This window comes from Streptomyces sp. 3214.6, from assembly GCF_900129855.1.
Taxonomy (GTDB): Bacteria; Actinomycetota; Actinomycetes; order Streptomycetales; family Streptomycetaceae; genus Streptomyces; species Streptomyces soliscabiei.
The window spans coordinates 9296608-9320350 of the sequence record NZ_LT670819.1; the positions used below are offsets into that span (position 1 = coordinate 9296608).

Annotated in this window: 24 protein-coding genes and 4 pseudogenes; 11 read left to right on the forward strand and 17 right to left on the reverse strand. The window is 67.8% G+C overall.

Translation table 11 applies throughout. The features are described from left to right. Positions 1-15: 15 nt before the first annotated feature. Complete coding sequence (locus tag B5557_RS42045) at positions 16-786, reverse strand: class I SAM-dependent methyltransferase (RefSeq protein WP_079665276.1); 771 nt, start codon at positions 784-786, stop codon at positions 16-18. A gap of 724 nt (positions 787-1510) precedes the next feature. Between B5557_RS42045 and B5557_RS42050 the strand changes: the two genes are divergently transcribed. Continuing rightward, positions 1511-2128, forward strand: a complete 618-nt coding sequence (locus B5557_RS42050) for a DUF5134 domain-containing protein (RefSeq protein WP_079664448.1) — start codon at positions 1511-1513, stop codon at positions 2126-2128. Between the two features lie 24 nt (positions 2129-2152). Here B5557_RS42050 and B5557_RS42055 read toward each other — a convergent pair whose 3' ends face one another. The 3 genes from B5557_RS42055 to B5557_RS42065 form a co-directional block, all read right to left on the reverse strand. Beyond that, on the reverse strand, positions 2153-3544 hold the full coding sequence (locus B5557_RS42055; protein WP_079664449.1) for an aldehyde dehydrogenase family protein: 1392 nt from the start codon (positions 3542-3544) through the stop codon (positions 2153-2155). Further along, entirely contained in the window at positions 3544-4641 is a 1098-nt protein-coding gene (locus B5557_RS42060) for a phenazine antibiotic biosynthesis protein (RefSeq protein WP_079664450.1), read from the reverse strand. The genes B5557_RS42055 and B5557_RS42060 overlap by 1 nt, the downstream gene beginning before the upstream one ends. A gap of 336 nt (positions 4642-4977) precedes the next feature. Further along, the gene (locus tag B5557_RS42065) at positions 4978-5910 is read right to left on the reverse strand and encodes an SDR family oxidoreductase (protein WP_079664451.1); all 933 of its coding nucleotides are present in this window, start codon (positions 5908-5910) and stop codon (positions 4978-4980) included. A 269-nt stretch (positions 5911-6179) separates the two neighbouring features. On the opposite strand from B5557_RS42065, the gene B5557_RS42070 reads away from it, so the two are divergent. Next, the gene (locus B5557_RS42070) at positions 6180-6914 is read left to right on the forward strand and encodes an alpha/beta fold hydrolase (RefSeq protein ID WP_079664452.1); all 735 of its coding nucleotides are present in this window, start codon (positions 6180-6182) and stop codon (positions 6912-6914) included. A gap of 749 nt (positions 6915-7663) precedes the next feature. Here the strand turns inward: B5557_RS42070 and B5557_RS42080 are convergent. Next, the gene (locus tag B5557_RS42080) at positions 7664-8170 is read right to left on the reverse strand and encodes a nucleotide triphosphate diphosphatase NUDT15 (protein ID WP_173877795.1); all 507 of its coding nucleotides are present in this window, start codon (positions 8168-8170) and stop codon (positions 7664-7666) included. Between the two features lie 266 nt (positions 8171-8436). Here B5557_RS42080 and B5557_RS42085 point away from each other — a divergent pair, with 266 nt between their 5' ends. Continuing rightward, on the forward strand, positions 8437-8649 hold the full coding sequence (locus B5557_RS42085) for a hypothetical protein (protein ID WP_079664455.1): 213 nt from the start codon (positions 8437-8439) through the stop codon (positions 8647-8649). A 99-nt stretch (positions 8650-8748) separates the two neighbouring features. On the opposite strand, the gene B5557_RS45570 is transcribed toward B5557_RS42085, so the two are convergent. The 4 genes from B5557_RS45570 to B5557_RS44585 form a co-directional block, all read right to left on the reverse strand. Further along, positions 8749-9399, reverse strand: coding sequence for an AfsR/SARP family transcriptional regulator (locus B5557_RS45570; RefSeq protein ID WP_331716811.1), 651 nt, complete (start codon positions 9397-9399; stop codon positions 8749-8751). Positions 9400-9408: 9 nt separating this feature from the next. Beyond that, positions 9409-9639 (reverse strand): hypothetical protein, encoded by a 231-nt coding sequence (locus tag B5557_RS45575; protein WP_231976170.1) that lies wholly within the window; start codon positions 9637-9639, stop codon positions 9409-9411. Between the two features lie 409 nt (positions 9640-10048). Then, positions 10049-10237: an alpha/beta fold hydrolase gene (locus tag B5557_RS46420; RefSeq protein ID WP_443031378.1), complete on the reverse strand. Its 189-nt coding sequence runs from the start codon at positions 10235-10237 to the stop codon at positions 10049-10051. Beyond that, positions 10183-10578 carry a hypothetical protein gene (locus B5557_RS44585; RefSeq protein WP_180291712.1) on the reverse strand — a complete coding sequence of 132 codons (396 nt, stop codon included), beginning with the start codon at positions 10576-10578 and terminating at the stop codon, positions 10183-10185. Before B5557_RS44585 ends, B5557_RS46420 begins: the two co-directional genes overlap by 55 nt. A gap of 160 nt (positions 10579-10738) precedes the next feature. On the opposite strand from B5557_RS44585, the pseudogene B5557_RS42100 reads away from it, so the two are divergent. From B5557_RS42100 to B5557_RS42115, 4 genes and pseudogenes are all read left to right on the forward strand, one after another. Next, positions 10739-11219, forward strand: a pseudogene (locus B5557_RS42100) (PIG-L family deacetylase); the annotation flags it as partial. A gap of 169 nt (positions 11220-11388) precedes the next feature. Beyond that, positions 11389-12213: a hypothetical protein gene (locus B5557_RS42105; RefSeq protein WP_079664456.1), complete on the forward strand. Its 825-nt coding sequence runs from the start codon at positions 11389-11391 to the stop codon at positions 12211-12213. 41 nt (positions 12214-12254) lie between these two features. Next, on the forward strand, positions 12255-13238 hold the full coding sequence (locus B5557_RS42110) for a Dyp-type peroxidase (RefSeq protein ID WP_079664457.1): 984 nt from the start codon (positions 12255-12257) through the stop codon (positions 13236-13238). 43 nt (positions 13239-13281) lie between these two features. Further along, positions 13282-13710, forward strand: coding sequence for a VOC family protein (locus tag B5557_RS42115; RefSeq protein ID WP_079665277.1), 429 nt, complete (start codon positions 13282-13284; stop codon positions 13708-13710). Positions 13711-13930: 220 nt separating this feature from the next. On the opposite strand, the gene B5557_RS42120 is transcribed toward B5557_RS42115, so the two are convergent. From B5557_RS42120 to B5557_RS42145, 6 genes and pseudogenes are all read right to left on the reverse strand, one after another. After that, positions 13931-14182, reverse strand: a complete 252-nt coding sequence (locus tag B5557_RS42120; RefSeq protein ID WP_079665278.1) for a hypothetical protein — start codon at positions 14180-14182, stop codon at positions 13931-13933. A gap of 236 nt (positions 14183-14418) precedes the next feature. After that, positions 14419-14853, reverse strand: a complete 435-nt coding sequence (locus B5557_RS42125; RefSeq protein ID WP_079664458.1) for a cupin domain-containing protein — start codon at positions 14851-14853, stop codon at positions 14419-14421. 118 nt (positions 14854-14971) lie between these two features. Then, positions 14972-16105, reverse strand: a complete 1134-nt coding sequence (locus B5557_RS42130) for a low temperature requirement protein A (RefSeq protein WP_079664459.1) — start codon at positions 16103-16105, stop codon at positions 14972-14974. A gap of 68 nt (positions 16106-16173) precedes the next feature. Continuing rightward, positions 16174-16773, reverse strand: coding sequence for a YceI family protein (locus B5557_RS42135; RefSeq protein WP_079664460.1), 600 nt, complete (start codon positions 16771-16773; stop codon positions 16174-16176). Between the two features lie 81 nt (positions 16774-16854). Then, positions 16855-18555, reverse strand: a complete 1701-nt coding sequence (locus B5557_RS42140; RefSeq protein ID WP_079664461.1) for an L-aspartate oxidase — start codon at positions 18553-18555, stop codon at positions 16855-16857. A gap of 217 nt (positions 18556-18772) precedes the next feature. Beyond that, positions 18773-19402, reverse strand: a pseudogene (locus B5557_RS42145) (sigma-70 family RNA polymerase sigma factor); the annotation flags it as partial. Between the two features lie 535 nt (positions 19403-19937). Between B5557_RS42145 and B5557_RS42150 the strand changes: the two are divergent. The 3 genes and pseudogenes from B5557_RS42150 to B5557_RS44065 form a co-directional block, all read left to right on the forward strand. Then, positions 19938-20621: pseudogene (locus B5557_RS42150) on the forward strand (FAD-binding protein); the annotation flags it as partial. Positions 20622-20695: 74 nt separating this feature from the next. Continuing rightward, positions 20696-21442, forward strand: coding sequence for an SDR family oxidoreductase (locus B5557_RS42155; RefSeq protein ID WP_079664463.1), 747 nt, complete (start codon positions 20696-20698; stop codon positions 21440-21442). A 122-nt stretch (positions 21443-21564) separates the two neighbouring features. Next, positions 21565-21738, forward strand: coding sequence for a hypothetical protein (locus B5557_RS44065; protein WP_159424504.1), 174 nt, complete (start codon positions 21565-21567; stop codon positions 21736-21738). 204 nt (positions 21739-21942) lie between these two features. On the opposite strand, the gene B5557_RS42160 is transcribed toward B5557_RS44065, so the two are convergent. After that, positions 21943-22611, reverse strand: a complete 669-nt coding sequence (locus B5557_RS42160; RefSeq protein WP_079664464.1) for a sigma-70 family RNA polymerase sigma factor — start codon at positions 22609-22611, stop codon at positions 21943-21945. A gap of 349 nt (positions 22612-22960) precedes the next feature. Here B5557_RS42160 and B5557_RS42165 point away from each other — a divergent pair. Continuing rightward, positions 22961-23368 (forward strand): annotated as a pseudogene (locus tag B5557_RS42165) (ATP-binding protein); the annotation flags it as partial. Positions 23369-23378: 10 nt separating this feature from the next. Here B5557_RS42165 and B5557_RS42170 read toward each other — a convergent pair. Then, positions 23379-23720: a hypothetical protein gene (locus B5557_RS42170; RefSeq protein WP_079665279.1), complete on the reverse strand. Its 342-nt coding sequence runs from the start codon at positions 23718-23720 to the stop codon at positions 23379-23381. Positions 23721-23743 lie beyond the last annotated feature (23 nt).

The following is a 23743-nucleotide window of genomic DNA, read 5'->3' on the forward strand; positions in this document are numbered from 1 at the left end:
CCGAGCGTAACGGAGTCATTGCGGGCGGGGACCGAGAGTCATCGCCAGCACGGCCGGATCCTCCCACGTCGGTTGCGGCACGAATCCGTGAGCTTCCAGATCCTTGATCATCTCCGTGCGAGATGTCGGCCACATCCAGAAGGTCTCAGTGTGCTCGCGCAGCAGGAGCCCATTCTCCCGTACCCAGTAATCGAAGCGTGTGCGGATTCGGTCCCCCTCCGCCGACAGCACCATGCGGCCTCCGTACTCGTGCCGCCCGATTCGTTGCTCCGGGAAGCGACGCTCAGTCACCTCGTCGGGAAACAGACCCGACGGCGGAAGCTGAAGGAGCAGTGAGCCACCCGGAACCAGGGCCTCGGCGAGATCCGGCCACAGAACATGTCGGGCGGAGGGTGACAAACAGGCGATCATGTTGTGACAGATCGCGAGGTCCGCCACTTTTCGGAGCCCCGCCTCGCCGAGAGTCGTGGGATGGACGGTGACCCGAGCCCTCAGATCGGCGGGCAGCGAGGCCAGGCGCGTCATCAGCGGTGTCCGCATGGCGTGTGCGGGTTCGATGGCGTGTACGTCTACCTGAGAGGCGACAAGGCTCATCAAGGTCACACGTCCCGTGCCGGCTCCGACATCCAGTACACCGAGTCGGGCGTTTTCCACAGCGCGGCCGTAGAGACGACGCACCTGTACCGCGTCGTGCTCGGCCTGAAGGACGTCGTAGAACTCGGCGCTGACCGCGTAGTCGTCCTGGCGAACCCGGACCGGCCGTGAACTGTGTACAAGGGTGCGCATATCCAGCAAGACCAATCGTGTGCTGTACCTGTGACACTCTGCTGGAGCAGGCCAGAACCGCGTTGGGGTTTCCGGTGCAGGGGGGCACGCATGGGATCCCATGGACGTCGTGCGTCGACACGGGGTGGATCAGCACTGGCGCGACATGCACGCCGTCCGCATGGTCGGTCGGGCGCGACACGACGTCCACGGACTCGAAGAACGGCGCGGCACGCACGAGCGAATGGGGGATGGGGGAGCGCCGTGCCAACTCCTCCTGAGCCGCTTTCGCACGCAAGTAGCCCCCGTGCACGGCCGGCCCCCACGACGAAGAGCGCCACGTAGTGACTTTTCCGCATGGGAAAGACGCATCGGTGAGGTCGACGACCATCTCGGCGCTGCCGTGATACGGGCACGACGTCCACCCCGCGGTCCCGGAGGCGGGCAGCAGTTCTGGAACCGGCCAGGCCGGTGGCCCCGGCAACAACTCAGCGCGCAGGGAGCACGGTGGAAGGAGAACGGGTGGCCACTCATGTCACAGATCCACGGCCTGCCCGGTCATCACTTGCACAGCGTTCATGAGCCGGGCAATGCCCCCTCTGCGACACCAGCACGACGACGCGTTGACGTGGGCGCAATCCGCTCGGTGGGGACGATCACGCGCACGCCCCGCCTGCAGTCGTCATCGCTCGCACACGCCGGTTCCTGAAGAACCGGTCGGTTCCCTAGGAGAGTGCGCCAAGGCATGAGTCCCTCCGACGTCGTGTACTGCTTGCTGACAGCGCTTTTCGTGGCCGCGGCTGTCCACGGACTGCGCCGCGGCCTGCTGTCCGGCAGAACGGCATGGCGCGCCCGTGTCGATCACCTGCTGCATGCCGCGATGGCCCTTGTCATGGCGACGATGCCGTGGAGCTTGGCCCAAGCGGTGCCGGCGGCGGCACAGATGGGTTTCTTCGCCGCCGCCGCGTTGTGGTTTCCGCTGACCGCTGTCCGCCGCCAGGAATCCGTACTCCGCGCACAGGTCAGGAGGCTGCCCCAGGCGGCGGGGATGGCGGCAATGGGCTGGATGGCATGGACGTCCCGCTCCATGGCGGGTCCGTCGCACGAGAACCTGGCCGACGGTCCTGCCCCGGCACGGCATCTCGCCCATTCCGCAGGGGATTCGGCCGTCGGTGACGTGGTCGTCACGATGCTGGTGCTGTACCTCCTGGGCTGTGCGCTGCAGTCGCTGACCCGCGAGATGCCCGCGCTGCGCTCCACCGCCGACAGGAGAGACGCCGGAACCGAGACGGATCCCTACGGCCGCTTCTGGGACGGGTCGATGGCCCTGGGGACGGTCATCATGCTGCTCATGCACCACTGAACGGACACGACGGCCGCCCCTGTCTCACCACGCGTCGAAGACGGCTTTGCTGCGCATCAGGAAATCCGAGAGGTAGCTGTCGTGGGGGACTCCCGGAGCCATCCAGTAGGTCGGCTGATCGCCGATGTACAGGTTGGCGATGGTCGGCTCCGAGAGCAGGGCGTCCAGCAGTTCCCCGTCGCGCGTCAGAGCCGACAGCACGAGCGTGTCTCTCAGCGGAACAATGCCGTCCGACCGGCTCCAGGGTGCGACCCACACGCAGGGGAAGGGCAGTTCGCTGCGCAGCTGGACGGCGTCGGCGCTCGCGGTCTGGTGGACGGCGGGGCGCAGTACGGCGCTGCCGTCGCCGAGATCGTCGGCGATCCCGTCTCCGCCGAGCCAGGCGCGCGTCTCCGCGGCCACGGTTCCCAGGTATGCGCTGAGGGCGTGCGCCCGCTCCCGCGCACAGACCGGCAGAACCGCCCTCTCGTCCTGCGGAGGGAGGCTGGGCAGTGCCGACAGGCGCGCCGCGATGGCCTGGGCGAGAGGTGCTGGATCGCCTTCGAGGAGGACTGCGGTGGCGTTGACACACGCGGTTCCGCCTTCGTCGGCGACAGACGCCACGATCGTGTCCAAGTGGTCACGCCAGTCCGTGTCCGCGGTGATGAGGATCTTCGACCGGCCGGGACCTTGCGGCAGGACTCCGGGATCGTTCGCGTACTTGGCGACCACGTCGTCACCGCCGTACACCAGGGCCCGGTCGGCGTCGCGGACCACCGTGTCGGCGGTCCGGTGGTCGGTGGGCAGCAACACGAGCTGGTCGTCTCGTACCCCGGCCTGACGCAGCGCCCCGACCAACCGGTACGGGGTGAACGGCTCACGCCTCGACGGGCGGACGGCGACGCGGTAACCCAGCGCCAGCGCCTCCAGCCACAGACGGTGAACGCCGGGGTGGTTACCGGAGGCGTTGACGGCGAACACGTCGCCCTGACGCACCCAGACCGCGTGTCCCTCGCGGACGGCAGAGTCACGCAGACCGCCGGCCGCGCCCACCGGCCTGCCCCGCCAGGCGGACGAGCGGGCCTGCCGTACGAAGCGAGCCGTGCCATCGGTCGCGGCGTGTACCACCGACAGGGGGGTGCCCGACGTCCGGCTCACGAGTCGCTCGTACTCCCGCACGCTCAGACCGCCTATCGTGCCGGAGGCGAACGCGTCGGCCGCCGCCGCGAGCAGGCCGTCGAGGTCGGCCGCGGGTATCGGCCCGGCCTGCCGCAAGGCGGCCATCGCCCGCGTCACGAAGAGCGGCGGTACCAGGCTCAGCCGCGCGACCTCGGTGCCGGTCACGTCCGTCACCGAGGTCGGAACTCGCGTCCGGTAAGCACCCCGAGGGCCCAAGGCGTCCAGGTGGATGGGGTCGGCCACGTTCACGGTCGTCATCAGTAGACGCCTTCGATCACCGTCTGGCCCTTGATCGTGGGTACGGGCGCGACGTCCGCTACGGCGTCGCCCACGTGGCCTTCGTCCGGACGGACCCGCAGCGCGGTGTCCCGCTCCATGTTGTTCGGGATCAGCATGGACTTGCTGACGTGGCTGACCACCACTTGACCGCGTTCGCCGACCTCCACCCGTTCCCCGGTGCCGGGATCCACCACTGACAGGAAGACGTACGGCGACACCGGGTCGAACACGCACGGCTCCGAGGTCGTGAGACCGACCCTCTCCATCAGCGCGGTGAGCATCAGGGTGTTGCCGTACATGCCGATGACCGGCACATCGGGGAAGACCTCGGTACTCAACAGCTCCCGCGTGTCGGGGTCCATGTGCGTACCGCCCCAGATGATCGCCTTGGCACTGCCGTTGATCATCTCGACGAGACCGTCCTCCCGGGCGAACCGCTCCAGGAGCGGGGTGGTGGCCGCGATGACGCCGATGTCCTGGCTGAGCAGGATGCGCCGGCACTGATCAACGAGATGGTCGGTGTAGGCGTCGACCTCGTCGGCCCGGCCCGCGGCGACCAACTTCCTCACCCACCGGGGGTCCATGTCGACGCTCAGGCCCACGCTGCCGAGACCCGCCGCCGCCCGCTGCAGCACGTCTCCCACGAGGTGCGGCCCCGTCGGCGCCACAGTCAGCCACAGACCGCCGTCGGGCAGCCCATGGGCCCTGAGACGTCGGTTCACCTGCTCACTGCTGTGCCGCATCCAGTCGTCCAGCTGGATGACGCGCTTGGGCGCTCCGGTCGTCCCGCCGCTGTCGAACACGTTCAGCAGCCTGGCCCCGGATCCGTAGCCCCTGGGGATGAGATCCGCCACCCGCACCCCCCGCAGTTCGTCCGCCAGGTCGGGAAACAGGACCAGGTCCGCCACGCCCTTGACGTCGTGCCGGGGGTCGAAGTCGAGCCGTTCGGCCCGGTCGAGCCAGTACCGGGAACCGGTCGCGGGGTCGAAGTGCCACCGCATGGCCGCCCGGACGAATTCGTCCGGGTCCACGCGGTCGAAGGGACCGGCGTCCAGAATGGTCAACTCGTCCGTCATCGCAACGTCCTTTCTCGAAGCCTGTAAGGCCGGTGCCGGGTGCGGGACAGGACCGGCGCGGCCGGCACCCACGGGACAGACTCGTGTCTGTGCCACCCCGCTGCGGTGACGCGCGGGCGCACCACCCGGATTGGTGCAACAGGCCTGACGGCCACGTCCCCCCATACAAGACCGAGGTCCTCCGGTTTGTGTGACACCCGTCGCACGGGGCGAGGAAAGGCGCGAACTCAGCGCGGACCGGGCTGGCTTACGGTCCGTCAGGCAGGTTTCCGTGTCCCGGGCTGGTCGGTGTGAAAACCGACGCAGTCGCGCTGCCCCCTGGTCCGTCGGATGCCTTCAGACCGCCGCGAAGGTGACTCCGGTGAGACGCTCGGACAGCTGCCAGAGCCGGGACGCGTCCGCCTCGCTCCCGGCCGATTTGTAGATCGCCAGTTCCGTGGGACTGCCCGTGAACTGGCCCAAGCCGTCGGGGCCGTACAGACGCCCGCCCTTGGCTTCCGGGCTCGTCGCCGCGTACAGCAGCGGACGCAGGCCGGCGTCGACGGACTGCACGAAGACACCCCAGCGTGCGAGCCGCCTCATGATCGCCGCGTGGGGCGCGGGACGAGCGCGGCCGAGGTTGGGCCCGGCTGCGTAGAGATTGGTCAGAGTCGTACCGGGATGGGCCGCGTTGCTGACGATGCCCCAGCCGCCCGATGCGCTGCGCCGCTCCAGTTCGAGAGCGAACAGCAGGTTGGCCAGCTTGGACTGTCCGTACGCGCGCACCGGGGAGTACCGCTTCACACCCTGCGGGTCGTCCCAGTCGATCCGGCTGTTACGCGCGGCGCTGCTGGTCACCGTGGTCACACGAGCCTGCCCCGCCCGCAGTGACGGCATCAGCCGCCCGGTGAGGGCCACATGACCCAGGTAGTTGGTTCCGAACTGCAGCTCGTATCCGTCCTCGGTCGTGTGCCGCAGGGGCGGCGTCATCACGCCCGCGTTGTTGACGAGCAGGTGGATCGGCCTGCCTTCCGCGTTGAGCGTGTCGGCGAGGTCCTCCACCGACGCCAAGGAAGCCAGGTCGAGGGCGCGAAGGGAGATCTGCGCACCCGGCACGCTCGTCCGGATCTGTTCGAGGGCGGTGGTTCCTTTAACCAAGTTGCGTACCGGCAGGATCAGCTCGGCGCCGGCATGAGCGAGGCGTGTGGCCAGCCCAAGGCCGACGCCGTCGCTCGCCCCGGTGACCACGGCCAGCTTTCCTCGCAGGTCGGGCTCCGTCATTTCGTTCATCACACACTCCTGGTCGGGCGGTACTTCCGGGTCACCAGCGTCCCTGCGGCGCGCGGCCCGATCCATGTGCTGATTGACCATGGATCAATCGGACATGACATGAATCACCAGGCACCATCTGAAGAATCGACCCGAAGTTGATGAGGGCGACAACACCGTGTGACACGATGTTGTTCCCCGGGCAATATGGTTGCCGGGCACCTCACGCGAGGTCCGGCTGCTCGTTCCACGGCAGTCGACCAATCTCCGATCGACGAAGGGCACTCCCCATGCCTGCCATCCTGATCCACGGCGTTCCCGATACCCACCACGTGTGGGACGACGTACGTCGGCACCTCTCCCGGACCGACGTGGAAGCCTGGGACCTGCCCGGGTTCGCCGCCGCGCGGCCGGACGACTTCGGATCCACCAAGGAGGAGTACGTCAGTTGGCTCATCGACCGCCTGGAGCGGATCGGTGAGCCGGTCGACCTGGTCGGTCACGACTGGGGCTGCATATTCACTGCCCGTGTCGCATCCCTCCGGCCCGATCTCGTGCGTACCTGGGCCGGGGGCAACGGTCCGGTCAGCTCCGACTACGTCTGGCATCCGCTTGCCGTGACATGGCAGGACCCGGTCGAAGGCGACCGCTTCATGAACGAGCTGCAAGCGGAGTCCTTCGCCGACGACTTGGTCAAGGGCTTCGACGTCCCCCTCGAATCGGCCAGGGAGATGGTCAGCCGCGTGGACGGGGTGATGAAGGACAGCATCCTCAAGCTCTACCGCTCCGCCGTGACCATGGGGGCGGAATGGGAACCGGCACTGGCGAACGTGTCCGCGCCGTCTCTCGTCTTCTGGGGAGCGCTCGACCCCGCCTGCCAGATCGAGTTCGGTGAGAGGCTCGGCGCGTCCCTGCGCGCCTCCAAGGTCGCCAAGCTCGATTGCAACCACTGGCCGGTGCTCGAGCGGCCGGCAGAGGTCGCCGCACTCCTGGAGGCTCATTGGGCGGCCTTCCCCAACGGCTGACGCGTACGGGGAGGGGGACCGCCCATGGGCGCCTGGAGCGGAGGGAGCAGGCTCATCCCCCTCGACGCTGCACGGGGATCTTCTACTGGACCTGACCCGCGCCCGAGCACAGCGTTCAACGTGAGTGTCGTGCCCGGCGAGGACGCCCTGTCTGACGCGTTCGGCCAGTCGGGCGCGGGTCGCTTCTCAGCCGCTTCGCGAGCAGAGTGCCAGGATCGTCAAGGGCGACATGTCGTAGAGCCGTCGAGCCACGTGAGACACACGTCGTCGGAGTCGGCGACGCTGTGCCGGAGGCCGTCGCCCGGGTCAGCCCGCTTCTGAGCCTCGGCCGAGGCCGCCGAACGGTGTAGGTGTCGTAAGGCCGCGGAGACGGCCTCGATACGCGCGTCCACCGCATCAATGGCCTCTCGGAGCACACGCTCGTGGGCTTCCAGCAGGGCGGCTTCTGCCGCCAGCGTGGCGCCGACCGCGGCATGGTCCGAGCCCGGGTCGGGGTTTCGCGGCATCTTCTGTCTTCCTCGTGCTGGAGCCGGGAGTCCGGCAAGTCCCAAGTGATGCGGGGGCCGTGGAGACTGCGGGGCGCGGCTGCGCCGGTTGGCGCGCCGACATGGATCTGGGTCGCCGGCCACACTCGCTCCCTTCCTCGCTGAGAGGCTTCCCAGGCCGCTGGCGCAGGCCCTCACAGCTCATGACCGAGAAGCTGGGAAGGCTGTGACGGGTACCTCAGCTGCCGGGTGCCGACCCCTGATTCAGCGGAGCCGGGTGGGGGCATGGCCAAGAAGCCCGTAATGGCGGAAGCCGGCTGTTCCTCGCGGTTCCGCTTCCGGCCACAGGCAGTCCAGGACCGAGGCGGACGGTGGGAAGAGCGCGGAAGGGACCGCCGCACGGGCGAACCAGTCCCAGCGCACGATCTTGTTCGGCTCGGTCACCCGAGGCGTACCCGTTGCGCTCTCAGTAACCGCTGCGGCAGTCACGCGGGTCAGACCGTTGAGGCCGTCGACGAGAACCGCCAGTGTCCGTACGGCAGTCGCGGGCACCACGAGTCCGGTCTCCTCTGCCAGCTCCCGGGCGGCGGCCGTCTCGAAATCCTCCCCGGCATCGACCTTGCCGCCAGGGAGCTCCCAGCGGCCGTCATGGCCGAGCCCGAGCAGGACGCGACCCGCGGAGTCGAGGACCGCGAGGCCGACACCGGTGAGGCTGTTCGGGGTAGGTCGGGCGCGTTCGGGGCGTTCGGTACGGTGTTCAGGAGAGTTCACCGGACCATTCCACCCTGCGGAGCTGCTGAAAGCATTGGCGAGCCGACTGCAACGGCCCCCATGCCCGGGTGACGTCTGCGCTGTTGCTGTTGCCCCCTGCCCGCGGCCTTTCCGCATGCCCGGCTGTCACATCGCCCCGCATGGCCCGGTCTCATGCCCGGGCCCACGCACGCAGGCCGGTGGGTGAACGGGACCGCCGACGAATGTCGCTCTCCTGCCTGCGGAAAGGAGAAGAGGGGGGGGCGCTGCTGTCCCGCCGAGGGTCCGTGCACCTGGCGGTCCGGGGCCCGTCCGGACGTCTCGTCGCGGTGGGCCATCTGATGCCGGACAACGGCAACGCCGAGGCAGCACTCCTGGTCGAAGACGCCTGGCAGAGCCAGGGGATGGGGACCCGACTCCTGGACGGTCTCGGCCGCAGCGCCGTCACACAGGGCTGGGGAGAGGTCTACGGCCTCATTCTCCCCGGGACGAGCGCATGACGGCCATGCTGCGCCGTACCGGTGTTCCGATCCGCCATGTCCGAGAGGGGGGCGCGACGACAGTTCGGGCGCAGACCTCGTTTCGGCACGCGCATGCGATCAACCCGGCGGGCAGTCTGGCGCCGATCTGGCCGCCGGGGAAGCGGTCGGCGATCCTGTGGGCCCAGTGCCCCGCCAACGTTGTCTTACCCACTCCGGGCATGCCGCAGAGGACCGCGGTCGTGCCGTACGAGCGGCCCTGCGCGGGCGTGGGCAGAAGTTCCATGCACCGTTCGACAGCTTGGCCTCGTCCGGTGAACGGAGCGCAGTCTCCTGGTAGTTGGGTCGGCCTTGCGAGGCCGTCGCTCCGGAAATGCGGGACCGTCGGCGCCCGGCTGGATGCCGGGACCAGAGCCGGGCCGGTCGTCCCGTCGGACGGCATGAGCCGGAGAGGCGCTCCCGGGCGGCGCGCAGGTCGGGTCCGGGTTCTGCTCCCGGGTCCTCGGCCAGAGTGCGCCGGATGATCTCGCACTGCCGAAGTGCCTCGCCCTGCCGACCGGTGGCGGCCAGCGCGGCGATGATCCGTGAGTGCAGTGCCTCATCGAAGGGGTGGTGGTCCACCGCACGGCGCAGTGCGGTGAGCACTTCCTCCGTCGCCCTCGGCGCCGCTGTCAGGACCACGTCGGCGGCCTCCTTCGCTGTCGCCACGAACTCGTGCCCCACCGAGGTGAACAGCGGATGCCGCGCCACTGTCGTGCCGGCCGCCACCACCGGATCACGTCACAGAGGCACCGCCTCCAGGAAATACCGCGCCGCCCGTGCGGGCTCGCCTGCTCTCACCGCCTGCTGCGCCTGTGTGCGCAGGCCACGAAAGCGCAGCAGATCGGATGTGGAGGCGTCGACCAGCAGCCGGTACCCGCCGGCGGTGCGCCCCAGATGCTCGGCCTGCGTCCGGCTGGGCAGCCCCGGTTCCAGTGTCCGCCGCAGACCACCGACGTGCCGGTGCACCACGTTGACCGCGCTCGACCTGACGCGTTCATCTCGCCGTTGCTCTTGCCTTCCCTGCGTCGTCCACGGGGGAGCGTGACTGCCCTGAAGAACTGCCGCTTCACTCTTGCCTGTGACGTATGGCTGACGCATCGGTCACGTGACCATGGCCGACGGGGCAGTCATACGCGACTCGCCCCGGTGCGGCGCGGAGGGGGCACCCCTACGTGCTCTCGCACGTAGGGCTCTGCGTCGTGGTTCGGCGCCCGTCCATGTCCGCACCGAGCCCCGCCTGGTCGGCACAGGGACGCCCGGTGCTCTGCGGAGGGGGCAATGCGGGCGCGGGGAGTTGCCGCGGATCTACAACAGACGGCACATTCGGTGGTGGGAAATGCCGTGGTGGGAACGGCAGTTCCCGAGTGCGCTCGCCACCTCATGTGGTGTCTCCGGAGACGGAAGAGAGGAACTCGACCACTGCGGTGGTGAATGCTTCGGGGCTCTCGATATGGCCCAGATGCCCTGTCCGACGAAGGAGGGCGAGCTGTGACCCGGGTACGGTCTCGTGGATCATCCTGGCCCAGTGCGGCCCACAGATGAAGTCGTCGTCTCCGACCAGTACCAACGTGGGGGCGGTGAGGGCGGACAGTTCTTCTCGTACGTCGAACGCGGGGCCCTCGCCCCAGGCCGGTGCCGCGTACATGCGCAGGGCTTGGCGCCCCGGGGCGAAATCTCCTCGCGGCCCCAGTGGTCGTGGAAGTAGGCCGGAGCGATCATGCGCAGCACCTCCGTCGCGCCTTCGTCGTCGAACCGGTCGGGTCGGCTGGTCAGCCCGGCGACGTAGCCGGCCACCTCGGGGTGCTCGGAGACGTGGTGACGGGCGACGTGCTCCAAGTTGGCAACCGCGGTCCGCCAGAAGTCGTCACCGGTCACCGGAGAGGTGTCGTACAGGATCAGCGAGGCCACGCGGTCCGGATGATCAAGAGCGTAGCGTTGGCCACGAACCCACCGTGGGAATGGCCGAGCAGCATGATTTTCGGCAGCGCCAGATGCTCGATCACCGCGTGCAGAAAGTGTGTGTACGCGGACAGGTTGTAGTCACAGGGACCGGACAGCCGACCGGACACAGTTTCTCGACCATCGCTACGGCATGATCGAATACGGCCTCCCGCTGCGCCGCGACATCGCTGCGGCCTTGCGCCGCTACCGGCCCGAACTGGTCATCACGCTCAACCATCACACGACCTGGAGTGCCGACGCCTGGAACACCCCGGACCACGTGGCCGTGGCGCACGCCGCTCTCGACGCGGCAGCGGATGCCGGTAATCGCTGGATCTTCCCCGAACTGACCGAGGCGGGTCTCCAGCCATGGAACGGGGTCCGATGGGTGGCCGTCGCCAATTCCCCGAACCCCACGCACGCGGTGCGTGCTGATCACGGCTTGGAGCGTGCGGTGCTCTCGCTTCGCGAGCACCGCACATACCTCGAGGCATTGACCGACGAGGACCCCATCGTATGCACGACGATTCCTGACCGAGAGCACCAGCGCCCCGAGCCCACGTTTCGGTGGGGTGCCGGCTGTTGTCTTCGAACTGTTCAGCCGGTGAGGCGTGGGCTGCCGGGTCACCGATCTCTGCCGCGTGCTTGGGACTGGTTGACACATGCCATGCAGTGATAGTGTGGAAACCACTGTTGTGTACCGAGCGGATCGTGTGACTGCACCCGTCCGAGACCTCGAGAAGAGACCCTTGAGACCGGCATGGAAGGGAATCGGCAATGACGACACTGCACCTCACTCTGCTCGGCGCGGTCCGCGAACTCACGGCCGCAGAGCTGCCTGCCGTCGTTTCCGTCCACAATGGCCGTTCCCTGCGCCGCTTCGCGCTGGAGCTCCATGTGCCGGACGAACGGCACGAAGAATTGGACGCCGAGCTCCAGGCGGCCTCCACGGCCGATGGACCGCACATTCAGGGGACTGACGCGACCTGGCGCGTGTCGGAGGGCTGGACCGCCGTCTCCCAAGGACGCAGACCGGAGATCTACATCTACAAGGCGGAGATCCAGGAGGTGGAGGAACTCCGCGTCTCCGCTCTCGAGATCGAAGGACTCAGTCTCGTTCCGACCAGGTACAGAGAGGACGTCAGCGAGGAGACGATCACGGCGACGTTCGTCACCGAGGTGTCCGACGAGGACGATGAGCGGCTGGAGGAGCTTCTCAGGAAGCCGCATGAGTTCTTCGACGTCATCCGCCGCGCTATCAGTGACGAACCTCTGCGTATGCGCTTCGGGCGCCGCGTGTGGCAGCGGGCCGGGGAAGGAGCCCGTCGTCACAACCTGGTGCTGATCGCCGATGAGGACACATCACAAGCGGCGCCAGACCCTCTTGCTCTGGTGAACCAACCGCAACTCGACCGGACCATGGAGAAGGCGTGCGCGAACACCAATGCGCTGGCCCTGCTACTGGAAGAGCTGCGATCCAAAGGCGTCCTGGACAAGGAGGCCTTCCACGCGATCAAGCATGCCGCTACCGCGCATCCGTTGACACACGAGGAGAAGCGTGAGTTGTCCCGGACTGATCGTCTGGACGACTACTGGCGTTGATGACACATCTGCCGCTGCCGGAGGGTGGAAGGGAAACGCTCATGACCGGAGACGTCGCGGAACCGGTGCCTCAGATGGTTCTGTCCCCGCTGACCAGTGCGGCGATCTTTCTCGTCGTGACGATCGACAGCGGCGGCGAGGCCACCGTCCGTGAGCTGCTGTCGGACATCGGCTCGCTGGAACGGGCCGTGGGATTCCGTGCCCAGCCCGACGGCAGATTGAGTTGCGTCACCGGCATCGGTTCGCACGCCTGGGACCGCCTGTTCTCCGGGACGCGTCCTGCCCGACTCCATCCCTTCCGGGAAGTGAACGGCCCGGTGCACCGAGCCGTCGCCACCCCGGGCGACCTGCTCTTCCACATCCGCGCCTCCCGTCTGGACCTGTGCTTCGCGCTTGCCACGGAGATCATGAGCCGACTGCGCCAGGCAGTGACAGTCCAGGACGAGGTGCACGGCTTCAAGTACTTCGACGAACGCGACCTGCTCGGCTTCGTCGACGGAACGGAGAATCCGACGGGTCCCGCGGCGCACGCGGCGGTAGTCGTCGGCGACGAGGATCCGTCCTTCTCGGGCGGGAGTTACGTCGTCGTGCAGAAGTACCTGCACGATCTCGACGCGTGGGAGGAACTGTCCGTCGAGGCGCAGGAGAGAGCAATTGGCCGGCGAAAGCTGTCCGACGTGGAGCTCGCCGACAACGTCAAACCTGCGGATTCACACGTCGCCCTCACCAGCCTCACCGACGCGGACGGCAAAGAACTCGAGATCCTGCGCGACAACATGCCCTTCGGCGCCGTGGGCCGTGCGGAGTTCGGCACGTATTTCATCGGTTACGCCCGCACCCCCGAGGTGACGGAGACGATGCTGGAGCGAATGTTCCTGGGCACGGAGTCGGCGCCGCACGACCGCATCCTGGACTTCTCCGTCCCGGTGACAGGCTCCATGTTCTTCGCGCCGGCTGCGGACTTCCTGGAGGACCTTCCCGAGCCGCCGACTGCTGGGACTTCCTCCGTCATTCCATCGGAGTGAGCCGTCCGACACCGTTTCTCCGTCCGTGAAAGTGATGACGACAGTGGATTTCAAGCTGGAAGTTGTGGTTCTGCCCGTCTCCGACGTCGACCGGGCCAGAGCGTTCTACGAGGCGGTGGGGTTCCGCCTGGATGCCGATCACGTCACCGATGACACCTACCGGGTGGTGCACATGACTCCCCCCGGCTCGCCTTGCTCGATTCTCTTCGGCGTCGGGGTCACCACTGCCGTACCCGGTTCGGCGCAGGGGCTCCACCTCGTCGTCTCCGACATCGTGAAGGCCCACGAAGAGCTCCTCGGCAGGGGTGTGGAGATGGGCGGGATCTTCCACGACACGAGCGAGATATTTCACCGCTGCACGGATGAAAGGCGGATCAGCGGCCCTGATCCGCAACGTCGCAGCTATTGCTCGTATGCGGCATTCAGCGACCCGGACGGCAACGGATGGGTGCTTCAGGAGGCAACGAACTGAATCCAGCCGTTCTGTTCGTGGGGCCGGCTGTCCGAGACCGAGCAGGCGGGTTTCGACCCGCGCCTGCTCAGGTGCTCGGCGATCCAGTTCGGCTCGGCAACGTCCGGGTGCGCATCCCCTCATGGGCGCCGGTCGGTAACGAAAGCGGGCGGACCCGTCAGCTCGCATGCCGTGCCACGACGATCCGGGACGGCACGGCTCCGTCTGTCTGCTCGGTCCGTCAGTGGTGGCGCGTCGCCGAGTGACCGGGGCCGGCGTCGTCTGTGTCGCCCGAGCGAGGCGCGCGGTCATCGGACCCGGACGTCGTGTGGCGCAGCCGCCGGAGGGTCTCGGAGATCGACTCTATGCGTGCGTCCACCGTGTGGATGGCCTCTCGGAGCTGGCTCAGCCGCCCCTCGAGCAGGGCGGCCTCCGCCGCCAGTGACGCGGTGGCGGCGGCGGGATCGGCTTGCCGGTCGGTCCCTCGGAGCATCTTCCCGTCCTCCCTCGGTTCGTGCTGGAGCTCTGTCGGCGGGCTTACAGCGATCGCCCGAGTGCGTCGACTGACCTGGGTCCCTGCCATGTTGCCTCCTCCTCGCTGCGGGGCTCGCGTGGATGCCACCGCAAGCTGCTGACACCCGATTGACCGGGCAGCGGGAGGAGCTGTGACAGCTGTCAGCCATCGGCCGCGTCCCTACGAAGGACGCGGCCGTAGTGCGGCGCGTTGGGCTACTGGAACGTGCAGCCGGGGTTGGGGGCGTCCTCGGCGAACGGGGCGCCGTGCGGCAGCACGTAGAGGACTTCGAGGACGACCTCCGTAGTGCCGCGGTTCTGGCCCAGGTGCACATGGTCCGCGCCCGACGGTTCCTTCAGGGAGCTGCCCTTGTCGTATACGCCGTCGGATGCGCACGTGGCATCGAAGTGACTCAGCGTTCCCTGCTTGACATACGCGTACAGGGTGCCGTCGTGGTAGTGCCAGCCCGTTCCCTGGCCGGGCGGAATGGTGACCTGGCGAAGGATGTAGTCCCGATCTCCGATGGTCTTCTGGGCAAGGACCTTGCCGGTTACGCCGGGACCTCCGGGAGTCGCCTGGGCGACCGCGGAGGTGAGGGAAAGCGCGGTGCACGCTGCACCGACAGCTGCTGCACGCAGCATATTGCGCATGATGATGCCTTTCGGGGCGCGAGGATGTGGTGACCGCCCAGGGGGGAGGTCACTTGGGAGTGTGTTGGACAGAACACACTGTGATGCCACTAAGTGTGAAGTCGTGCGGCGGCACAGTTCAGGGCGCGTGGGCTTCGCGATGGGCTACGACGAGGGACGCACCGATCAGAAGCGACGCGATGACGCCGGTGCACAGTACGGCGATCGTCGTGAAGGTGGTGGCGAGGACGGCGAGTGCCGCGACCGGGGGAAGGACGTTGGCCTTGGTGGGCAGTTGCACGGTCCGCCGGTGCAGCAGCCACACGCAGGCGATGAAGACGGCGACGGGCACCGTGTACGTGGCCGCGGCCTGGACGTCGGTGAGAGTGCCATGGTCGGTGAGATGGGCGACGTTGACGGCTAGTCCTGCCCCTACGGCCGCTGCTGCGGCGAACACCGCGTAGTGCCCGTAGCCCCACAGCATGGCCGTGGTCTGGGTTTTGAGGCGACGCGGTGCGTCCTGGGCGAAGTACAGCCACCACAGGGCGAAGACGGTCAGGATGCCACCCAGTGCGATGAGCAGGACGGAGCCGACTTCCGCATGGGTGCCCAGGGCGGTGCGGACGGCAAGGGCAGCCGCGGTGATGGACTCTCCGAGCACAATCAGGGTGAACAGACCGTAGCGCTCGGCTATGTGGTGCGGGTGCCATGTGGTGCCCACGGCACGTTCGGCCCAGACCGGCACCGCGAGTTCACCGGCTGCGAGGACGGCGAACGAGGCGATACCGCCGTCGTGGGGCAGGGCCAGGCGGACCAGCCAGCCGATCTCCAGGACTGAGATGCCCAGGGCGTACCGCAGTGCCGACCGCCGGCGTTCCTGGTCCGTGTACGCGGCGCGCAGCCACTGGCTGACCATGGCGAGCCGCATGAGGACATAGCCCCACGTGATGATCCGGAAGTCCTCGTGCTCCAGGGCCTTCGTGGCCCCTGCGGCCATGACCAGGGCTCCGGTGATCTGGACCAGGGTGAGGAGGCGATACGGCACGTCGTCCGTGTCGTAGGCGGAGGCGAACCAGGTGAAGTTCATCCAGGCCCACCAGATCGCGAAGAACACGAGTGCGTAACCGAGGAGGCCGTGACCAGCACGGCCCGAAGTGATCTCGTGCTCGAACGCCGAGGCCGCCTGGGCGACGGCGGCGACGAAACACAGGTCGAAGAACAACTCCAGCGCGGTGGCGGTGCGGTGTTCCTCACCGGCATGGCGGGCGAGCATCGGCCGGTGCCAGGCACTGGAGGGCGGCGAGGACACAGGAACTGTCACCCTCGACGACCTCACCGCCTTCACGCCGCCGCGTCCTGATCGATCCGTACCGCCGAGATGTCCAGGGCCAGAGTCACCTTGTCACTGACGAGCACGCCTCCTGCCTGCAGAGTCGTGTTCCAGGTGAGCCCCCAGTCCGAACGTCGCAGGGTGGCCGTACCCTCGAAGCCGACCCGGTGCTGTCCGTCGACGCCGACGCCGACGCCGCCGTAGACGAGATCGATGTCCAGCGGCAGCTCGACGTCCTTGATGCGCAAGCCGCCGGTGAGACGGAACTCGTCGTCGCCGCGCTGGACGATTCCCGTGGAGCGGAAGGCCATCAGGGGAAACGTCGCGGAGTCGAAGAACTCGGGTCCTCTCAGGTGCGCGTCGCGTTCCTGGATCCCCGTGTCGATGCTGTCGGTCTGGACACTCATGTACGCCGTCGACCGGGAGGGGTCGGAGCCGTTCAGCAGGAGGAGGCCCTCGAAACGGTCGAACCTGCCGCGAATGTTGGAGATCATGGCGTGCCGGACGGAGAATCCGACCGTCGTGTGGGCCGGATCGATGGTGTAGGCACCGGTGACTGCCGCGTAAGTGCCGGATCCGGGAGAAGTGGTTCGGTCGCGTCCTGTGAGCATGGTGAATGGCTTTCTTTACGGTTACTGCGGTGACAAGGCGCGCGCGTCTGGGGCGGAAGCCGCGTGGTCTCCCGCTGTGCGTTACTCGACGAGCTTTCCGTCGGTGGAGACGTCCTCCATGAGTGAGGTGATCTCCTTCGGGATGGAGGGGATGCTTTCGTGGGTGATTCCCGTGGTCGGGGACCACACGAGGTTGACGCGGAGAGCGGGATCCATGCCGGGGTAGTCGCTGCGGTTGTGGCAGCCGCGGGTCTCCCGGCGTTCAAGTGCCGCTTCGAGGGTGGCGCGGGCAGCCAGAGCGGCCGATTTGAGGTCGAAGGCATGCGCGAGGTCCTGGAACCCGGCGATGTCGGGGTGGACGCCGACGTTCTCCATACGCTTCTCGATGGTGTCCAGTTCCGCCAGACCGGTGCGCAGGCCCTCCTCGTCGCGGACGACGCCCGCGTGTTCGGTCATGGTGTTGCGGATGGCGCGCTGCAGGGCGCGGACGTTCTCGGGTCCGTCGGCGGCGAGGAGTTCGTCGACCTCGCCACGGGCCTGGGCGATGGCTGCCGCGGACCGGGGCTGGGCGGTGAGTGACTCGGAGTAGGCGGCAGCGGCCTGGCCCGTGATGCGGCCGTAGACGAGGAGCTCGATGAGGCTGTTGCCGCCGAGGCGGTTGGCACCGTGCAGGCCGCTCGACGCCTCGCCGATGGCGTACAGGCCGCGGACGTCCGTGCTGTGGTCCTCGGGACGGACCCAGACGCCGCCCATCGAGTAGTGAGCCGTGGGGGCGACCTCGATGGGGTCGCGAGTGATGTCGAGCATCTGGAGGTCCAGAAGCGTCTGGTAGACCCGGGGCAGTCGATTCATGATCGTCTGCCGAGGCAGGTGGGAGACGTCGAGCCACACGCCGCCGTTGGGGGTGCCACGCCCCTCCTTGATCTCGGTGTAGGAGGCGAGGGCCACGCGGTCGCGCGTGGACAGTTCCATGCGCTGCGGGTCGTAGCGGGTCATGAATCGCTCGCCGAGGGCGTTGCGCAGGATGCCGCCCTCACCGCGGGCGGCCTCGCTGACGAGGGTGCCCGCGGCGTTCTCCGGCTCGATGATTCCGGACGGGTGGAACTGGACCAACTCGGGGTCGCGCAGCCGGGCACCGGCCTCGACGGCCAGGCGGAAGGAGTCGCCGGTGTTTTCGTCACGGCGCGAAGAGGTGCGTCGCCAGATGCGGGTGTGGCCACCGGCCGCAAGGATCACGGCGTCGGCGTGGATGAGGTGACGCTGTCCGTTGGTGAGGTCGAAGCCGTAAGCACCGAAGACTGCACCGTCGTGCACGAGGAGGCGGGTGATGTAGACGCTGTCGAGCATGGGTATGTTCAACTGGCTCGCGCGCCGGACGAGGGTGCGCTGGATCTCCAGGCCCGTGTAGTCGCCGGCGAAGGCGGTGCGCCGGAACTTGTGCGCGCCGAAGAAGCGCTGCGAGATACGGCCGTCCTCCTCCCTGGCGAAGGCCATGCCGTAGCGCTCCAGGTCGTCGATGCCCAGGGCGGCGCCCTGGGTGACGATCTCGGCGGTGCGGGGATCGCCGAGCAGGTAGCTCTCCTTGAGAGTGTCGGCGGCGTGCTGCTGCCAGCTGTCCTCGGGGTCCATCGTGGCCAGGGCCGCGTTGATCCCACCGGCGGCCAGGGATGTGTGGGTGTCCTCTTTGGGGCGTTTGCCGACGGCCATGACATCGACACCGGCCTCGGCCAGCTCGATCGACGCCCTGAGGCCGGCCCCGCCGGTACCGATCACCAGCACCATGGTGGAAAGACGTTGTTCGGTGATAGCCACGATTGCTCCCATCGCTCCGGGTGGTCACTGACTAGGACCAGGTCCGGCGGTGGTTTGTGACACCGCGAACGCAGCCTCAGCGCTCGACACGCGGTTACTCAGGCGTGCGAAAGGCGTGCGAGGACGGTGAGCGCACGTTGGGGAAGCAGAGGGCTGAGCGACGCCTCGTTGGTCATCGTCAGCAGGGCAGAGAGACGGCGTCCGGTGTCAGAAGAGCCTCCAGGGACGCGATGTCCCCGGTACGCGCCGCCGAGACGAAGGTGTCGAGTAGCTGCCGGTGCTCGGCCGCGTCCACGGTCTCCTGGTGGTCGGCCGACAGGTGCTTACGGGCCCGGCTCACGATTTTGCGCACGTTGACGACGGTGAACCCGAGTATCTCCGCGATATCGGCGTAGGCGTAGTCGAATGCCTCACGCAGCACGTAGGCGGCCCGCTCGGTCGGATTCAGCTTGCCCAGCACGAGGAGCAGGGCCAGTTCGAGGGCCTCTGCCCGCTGCGCGCCCGCCTCCGGGTCGTTGCTCGTGTCTATGGGCTCGGGTAGCCATGGGCCGATGTAGGTCTCACGCCGCACGCGGGCGGATTGGGCCACGTTGATGGCCAGCCGGGTGGTTGCCTTGGACAGGAACGCTATGGGATTCTCCACCGCCGAACGGTCTGTCTTCTGCCAGCGCAGCCACACCTCCTGGACCACGTCCTCGGACTCCACCGCGCTTCCCAGCAAGCGGTAGGCGATACCGAAAAGACGTGGACGGAGCTCCACGAAGACAGAAACGGCCTCGTCCATCGTGCTCGTAGTGGAGGGCCTGTCAAGATGCATGTTCCTCTGTCTCCGTTCCTCTCAGGACCCGTGCTGTCGATGGCGCACTCGTTGGTTCACCGTGTGACGGTCCGGCCCGTAGGCGCCTGGACACGGTTGCTTTGGCTGCACGCGCACAGGGGAGGGGCCGGCCGCCACAGAGTCCGGTGTCACCACAAGGCGGGCACCAGGTCGATCGCGTCTTCTCTTCGACCGGGCACACCCTCATTCCGTTACAGGTCTGCCATGGTCGTTGTCTCCGGCGAGCATCACACTGTCACTTTCGACAGAGTGGTCACACTGTGGCGATGCTCTTAGGCCCTGTTGCGAAAGTGCTGGTCGCGGCTCGAAGGCGTGATGAGCCAACCGGGACAAGTGTCTGAGCCGATCAGCCATGATTAGGGCTGGAAAGCGTCGGCTGGGGGGAGGAGTGCGGTTGAGCAGGACTGTGCCAGTGATCTCCGGTGAAGCGATGTTCTGGGCCTATGACGTGGCGCTCGGGGTTCTCTTTATCGAGGCGGCGCGCGTTGGTGCGGAGATGCCGGCGGATCGGTACCTGGACCTGCAGATGCTCGACATCACCCGCGAGCCGATCGAGATCGCGCCCACCGCGCACTACTCGATGGGCGGGGTGTGGGTGCGCCCGGAGGACCACAGCACGGACGTCCGCGGCCTGTACGCCATCGGCGAGGCGTCGAGCGGCCTGCACGGCGCCAACCGCCTCGGCGGCAACAGCCTCATCGAACTGCTTGTCTTCGGCCGCCTCACCGGCCGGGCGGCGGCCGCCTATTCAGAGTCCCTGACCGCGCAGCCGCGGTCGGCGTCGGCCATCGCGGAGGCCCGGGAGGAGGTCGACGATCTCCTCGCCGCCGACGGGCCGGAGAACGTTCGTGCTCTGCAACGCGCCATCCGCAACACCATGACCGAGCACGCGGGCGTCGTCCGCGATGAAGACGGCCTGCGCGCGGGACTGGCGGATCGCCGTCAGGACCTCGCGCACGCTTTCGACCTCAAGTCCGCCGCGCTGGCGGCCCGGGCCACCCTCGAAGCGGCACTGGAGCGCCGGGAGACCCGCGGCTGCCACAACCGCAGCGACTATCCCGACATGGATCCTGCTCTGCAGGTCGACCTCGTGTGGTCCCCGACGACGGGCGTCACCCGCGAGAGCGTTCCGGCCGTCCCCGAAGAGATTTCCGCCCTGATGGAGGAAGTCTCGACCACGGGCAAACTCGTCGAATAAGAGGTGTCACAAACAGAACCGGTGGCCGGTCTCTACTGGTAGAGGCATCAGGGAAACTCGAAAGGAATTCCGTCATGAAGGTCGTAGTGATCGGTGGGACCGGGCTCATCGGCTCGAAGGTGGTCGCCGGGCTTGGCGAGCACGGGCACGAGGCGGTCGCGGCGTCCCCCAACACCGGCGTCAACACGCTGACGGGTGAGGGCCTTGCCGAGGTCCTGCAGGGTGCGTCAGTGGTGGTCGACGTGTCGAACTCGCCCTCGTTCGAGGACGAGGCTGTCATGGAGTTCTTCCGCACCTCGACGACCAACCTGCTGAAGGCGGAGACCCAGGCCGGCGTGGCGCATCACGTGGCGCTGTCCGTGGTCGGCACCGACCGTCTCCAGGGGAGCGGGTACTTCCGCGCCAAGCAGGTCCAGGAAGACCTGATCAAGGCGTCCGGCAACCCCTACTCCATCGTCCACGCCACCCAGTTCTTCGAGTTCGCGAAGGGACTCGCCGACGGGGTCACCCAGGGTGACACCGTGCACCTCCCCGACGCCAAGATCCAGCCCATCGTCTCCGACGACGTGGCCGTGGCCGTCGCCCGCACCGCGGTCGGCGCACCGGTGGGAGGCGTGGTGGAGGTCGCCGGTCCTGAGGCGTTCCAGCTGGAGGAGTTCATCCGCATGGGACTGACCGCCCTGAACGACCCCCGCAAGATCGTCACGGATCCGCAGGCGACGTACTGGGGCGCCCCGCTGCAGGAGAACACACTCCTGCCCGGCCCGGACGCGCACATCGCGGAGACCCGCTTCGCCGACTGGCTGTCACGGCAGAAGTAATTTCTCGAGGTGGCCCTCACCGAAAGGAGAGGGCCACCGATGTCCTTTGCCAACGGGCCGACTTCATTCCTCCGGGAGGGCGGCTCGCGCTGCTCGAACGCAAAGTCATGGAGCCACCCACGATGTCCCTGATCCATGAGGACCGCATCGACCTCGCTGCCACATTCGAGTCGCTGACCGCCGAAGCCGCCGAGCTTCGTGACCGGGTCACGGAACTGCGCCAGGAACTCGCGGCCCTCGGCGAGCGCATGATCGTCATTTCAACCGCTCTGAACCGGCATACGCCCTACCCCTGACCTCCTCGTCCGGGCCAAGAGGCGTTGCGGCAGGAGGCGACGGCGCGTGGGTACGCGTCGTCCCCGTCGAGCCTGGATTAGCCGCGAGAGGCTGAGCCCGAGGAAAGTCGCCGACGACGTCCGGTACGCCGTCACCCGGCCCAGCCACGTCTGCGTCGACGACATTCCGCCCGCCCGGAGGCCCGCTGACACCTGCCGCAGCAGTCACCGCCGACCGCCCGCATCACTCGACAGCACCCTCTCCAGGTGCCCGAGGTCACCCGTCTGGGCCGCCGAGAGGAACGCCTGAACAAGACGCCGGTGCGCGACGGAGTCGACCTGCTGCCTGCGGCGGTCCCCGTTGAGACGCCGCTGGGCGCGTGCAACCTGCTGCCTCGTGTTGACGACGCTGAGATGCAGGATCTCGGCGATCCGGTCGTACGGGCAGCCGAAGCCCTCCCGCAGGACGTACGCGGCGCGTTGCCTCGGAGTCAGGGTTTCCATCAGCAGGAGGACCGCTCGCTCGACGGCGTCCTGCCGCTCGGCCACCTCTTCAGGGCCCGCGTGGTGGTCCACCCGCTCCGGGAGCGAGGGGCTGTCACAGGACTCCCGGCGCTTCCAGGCGGACTGGACGACGTTGATGGCCAGCCGGACGGCGGTCGTCCTGAGCAGTGCCGGCGGATTGGAGACGGCCGTGCGGTCGGCATCCTGCCACCGCAGCCACGTCTCCTGGATGACGTCCTCGGCTTCGTTCGCGTTTCCGACGATGTGCCTGGCGAGGGTGAGCAGCCCGGGCCTGGCCTGCACGAACACCCAGGTCGCGTCGTCCAGCGCGATGACGGATGTGCCCGCCGTCTCCCGGCTCTGCCCGGTCTCGGTCAGCTGTGTGTCCATGTCCGGCTCCTCTGCTCCGTGGGTCAGCAGCTCGAAGAGCAGCCGGCACCAATGTCGCGCCCGAGGGCAGCCCGGCGCGCCCTTGGAAGGCCGTAGGGGATTGCGTGGTCGTGCCGTGGGAGATCCGTGGCCGACCCGTCGGACCGTCGTTCCGGACGGCACTCGACCACTACGCTCGCTCAAAGTCGGAAGTTCTCCACTTTCGCAGCCGTTTCCGATGGAACCGGCTCGCCTCGGTTGCGCCACGGCCGCAGTCATCCGGCTACGCGCCAGCCGACGCGCCGCCATGAGGATCTGACGTGGGAGGCTGCCATGACGAGCCGCGGTTCCGGAGCCGGAACTCCTCGGCAGGCGGAGCGAGCGTCGGGCCCTCGACGACCTGCTGGCGGGCGCCAGGGACGGGCGCAGCGGAGTCCTGGTCCTTCGAGGTGAGGCGGGGATCGGGAAAACCGAGCTGCTGAAATACCTGCTGGGTCGTGCCACCGGATGCCGTACCTTCGGCGTGGCCGGCGTCCAGTCCGAGATGGAGCTCTCCTACGCCGGCCTGCACCAGCTCTGCGCACCGCTGCTGTCGGGTTCGCGGAGGACTCCCGAAAGCTTCTCGCCTCGGTCGTCACCGGCCCAGGTCGCGGCGGCGCTCGGCCGTGACGCCGACAGCGGAAGCATCAACGCGGTCCGCAGCACACTCGATCGCCTCGTCGCCTCCTCCCGCATTGAGCGCGCCGGCCGGGGCTTGTATCGCACCGGGCGTTCCTAGCGCTCGGCGGTCACCGCGACGAGCCAAGGATCACCACGACGCAGGCGATGATCGTCAGGGTGATCAGCACCATTCCGGTGAGTGTTCCCCGCAGCCATTGCCGGATCCTGACGTGGTGCTGCGCCTCCATCGCGCCGACGCGTTCGGCGATGTGATCGGTCACCATGCGGGCTACGTGTTTCTGCTCGTCGACGTACCACTGCTCGATGTCCCGCTTCTGCTCGGGGGTGAGCCCCTCCACGCGCGCGGTGAATGCCGCCACGCGGCGGTACGTCGCTCCCCTGTGAGCCTCCCGGTACAAGAAGCCCTCGATGTCGGGCAGGCCGCGGGCGGCCTCCTCGCGTGCGGACACGGCGTACCCCCAATGAAAACGAG

What these genes read in the sequence shown, in the direction of transcription:
- B5557_RS42045 (WP_079665276.1), bottom strand. Translation starts at nt 786, where the DNA reads ATGCGCACCCTTGTACACAGTTCACGGCCGGTCCGGGTTCGCCAGGAC.
- B5557_RS42050 (WP_079664448.1), top strand. Translation starts at nt 1,511, where the DNA reads ATGAGTCCCTCCGACGTCGTGTACTGCTTGCTGACAGCGCTTTTCGTG.
- B5557_RS42055 (WP_079664449.1), bottom strand. Translation starts at nt 3,544, where the DNA reads ATGACGACCGTGAACGTGGCCGACCCCATCCACCTGGACGCCTTGGGC.
- B5557_RS42060 (WP_079664450.1), bottom strand. Translation starts at nt 4,641, where the DNA reads ATGACGGACGAGTTGACCATTCTGGACGCCGGTCCCTTCGACCGCGTG.
- B5557_RS42065 (WP_079664451.1), bottom strand. Translation starts at nt 5,910, where the DNA reads ATGAACGAAATGACGGAGCCCGACCTGCGAGGAAAGCTGGCCGTGGTC.
- B5557_RS42070 (WP_079664452.1), top strand. Translation starts at nt 6,180, where the DNA reads ATGCCTGCCATCCTGATCCACGGCGTTCCCGATACCCACCACGTGTGG.
- B5557_RS42105 (WP_079664456.1), top strand. Translation starts at nt 11,389, where the DNA reads ATGACGACACTGCACCTCACTCTGCTCGGCGCGGTCCGCGAACTCACG.
- B5557_RS42110 (WP_079664457.1), top strand. Translation starts at nt 12,255, where the DNA reads ATGACCGGAGACGTCGCGGAACCGGTGCCTCAGATGGTTCTGTCCCCG.
- B5557_RS42120 (WP_079665278.1), bottom strand. Translation starts at nt 14,182, where the DNA reads ATGCTCCGAGGGACCGACCGGCAAGCCGATCCCGCCGCCGCCACCGCG.
- B5557_RS42125 (WP_079664458.1), bottom strand. Translation starts at nt 14,853, where the DNA reads ATGCGCAATATGCTGCGTGCAGCAGCTGTCGGTGCAGCGTGCACCGCG.
- B5557_RS42130 (WP_079664459.1), bottom strand. Translation starts at nt 16,105, where the DNA reads ATGCTCGCCCGCCATGCCGGTGAGGAACACCGCACCGCCACCGCGCTG.
- B5557_RS42135 (WP_079664460.1), bottom strand. Translation starts at nt 16,773, where the DNA reads ATGCTCACAGGACGCGACCGAACCACTTCTCCCGGATCCGGCACTTAC.
- B5557_RS42140 (WP_079664461.1), bottom strand. Translation starts at nt 18,555, where the DNA reads ATGGTGCTGGTGATCGGTACCGGCGGGGCCGGCCTCAGGGCGTCGATC.
- B5557_RS42155 (WP_079664463.1), top strand. Translation starts at nt 20,696, where the DNA reads ATGAAGGTCGTAGTGATCGGTGGGACCGGGCTCATCGGCTCGAAGGTG.
- B5557_RS44065 (WP_159424504.1), top strand. Translation starts at nt 21,565, where the DNA reads ATGTCCCTGATCCATGAGGACCGCATCGACCTCGCTGCCACATTCGAG.
- B5557_RS42160 (WP_079664464.1), bottom strand. Translation starts at nt 22,611, where the DNA reads ATGGACACACAGCTGACCGAGACCGGGCAGAGCCGGGAGACGGCGGGC.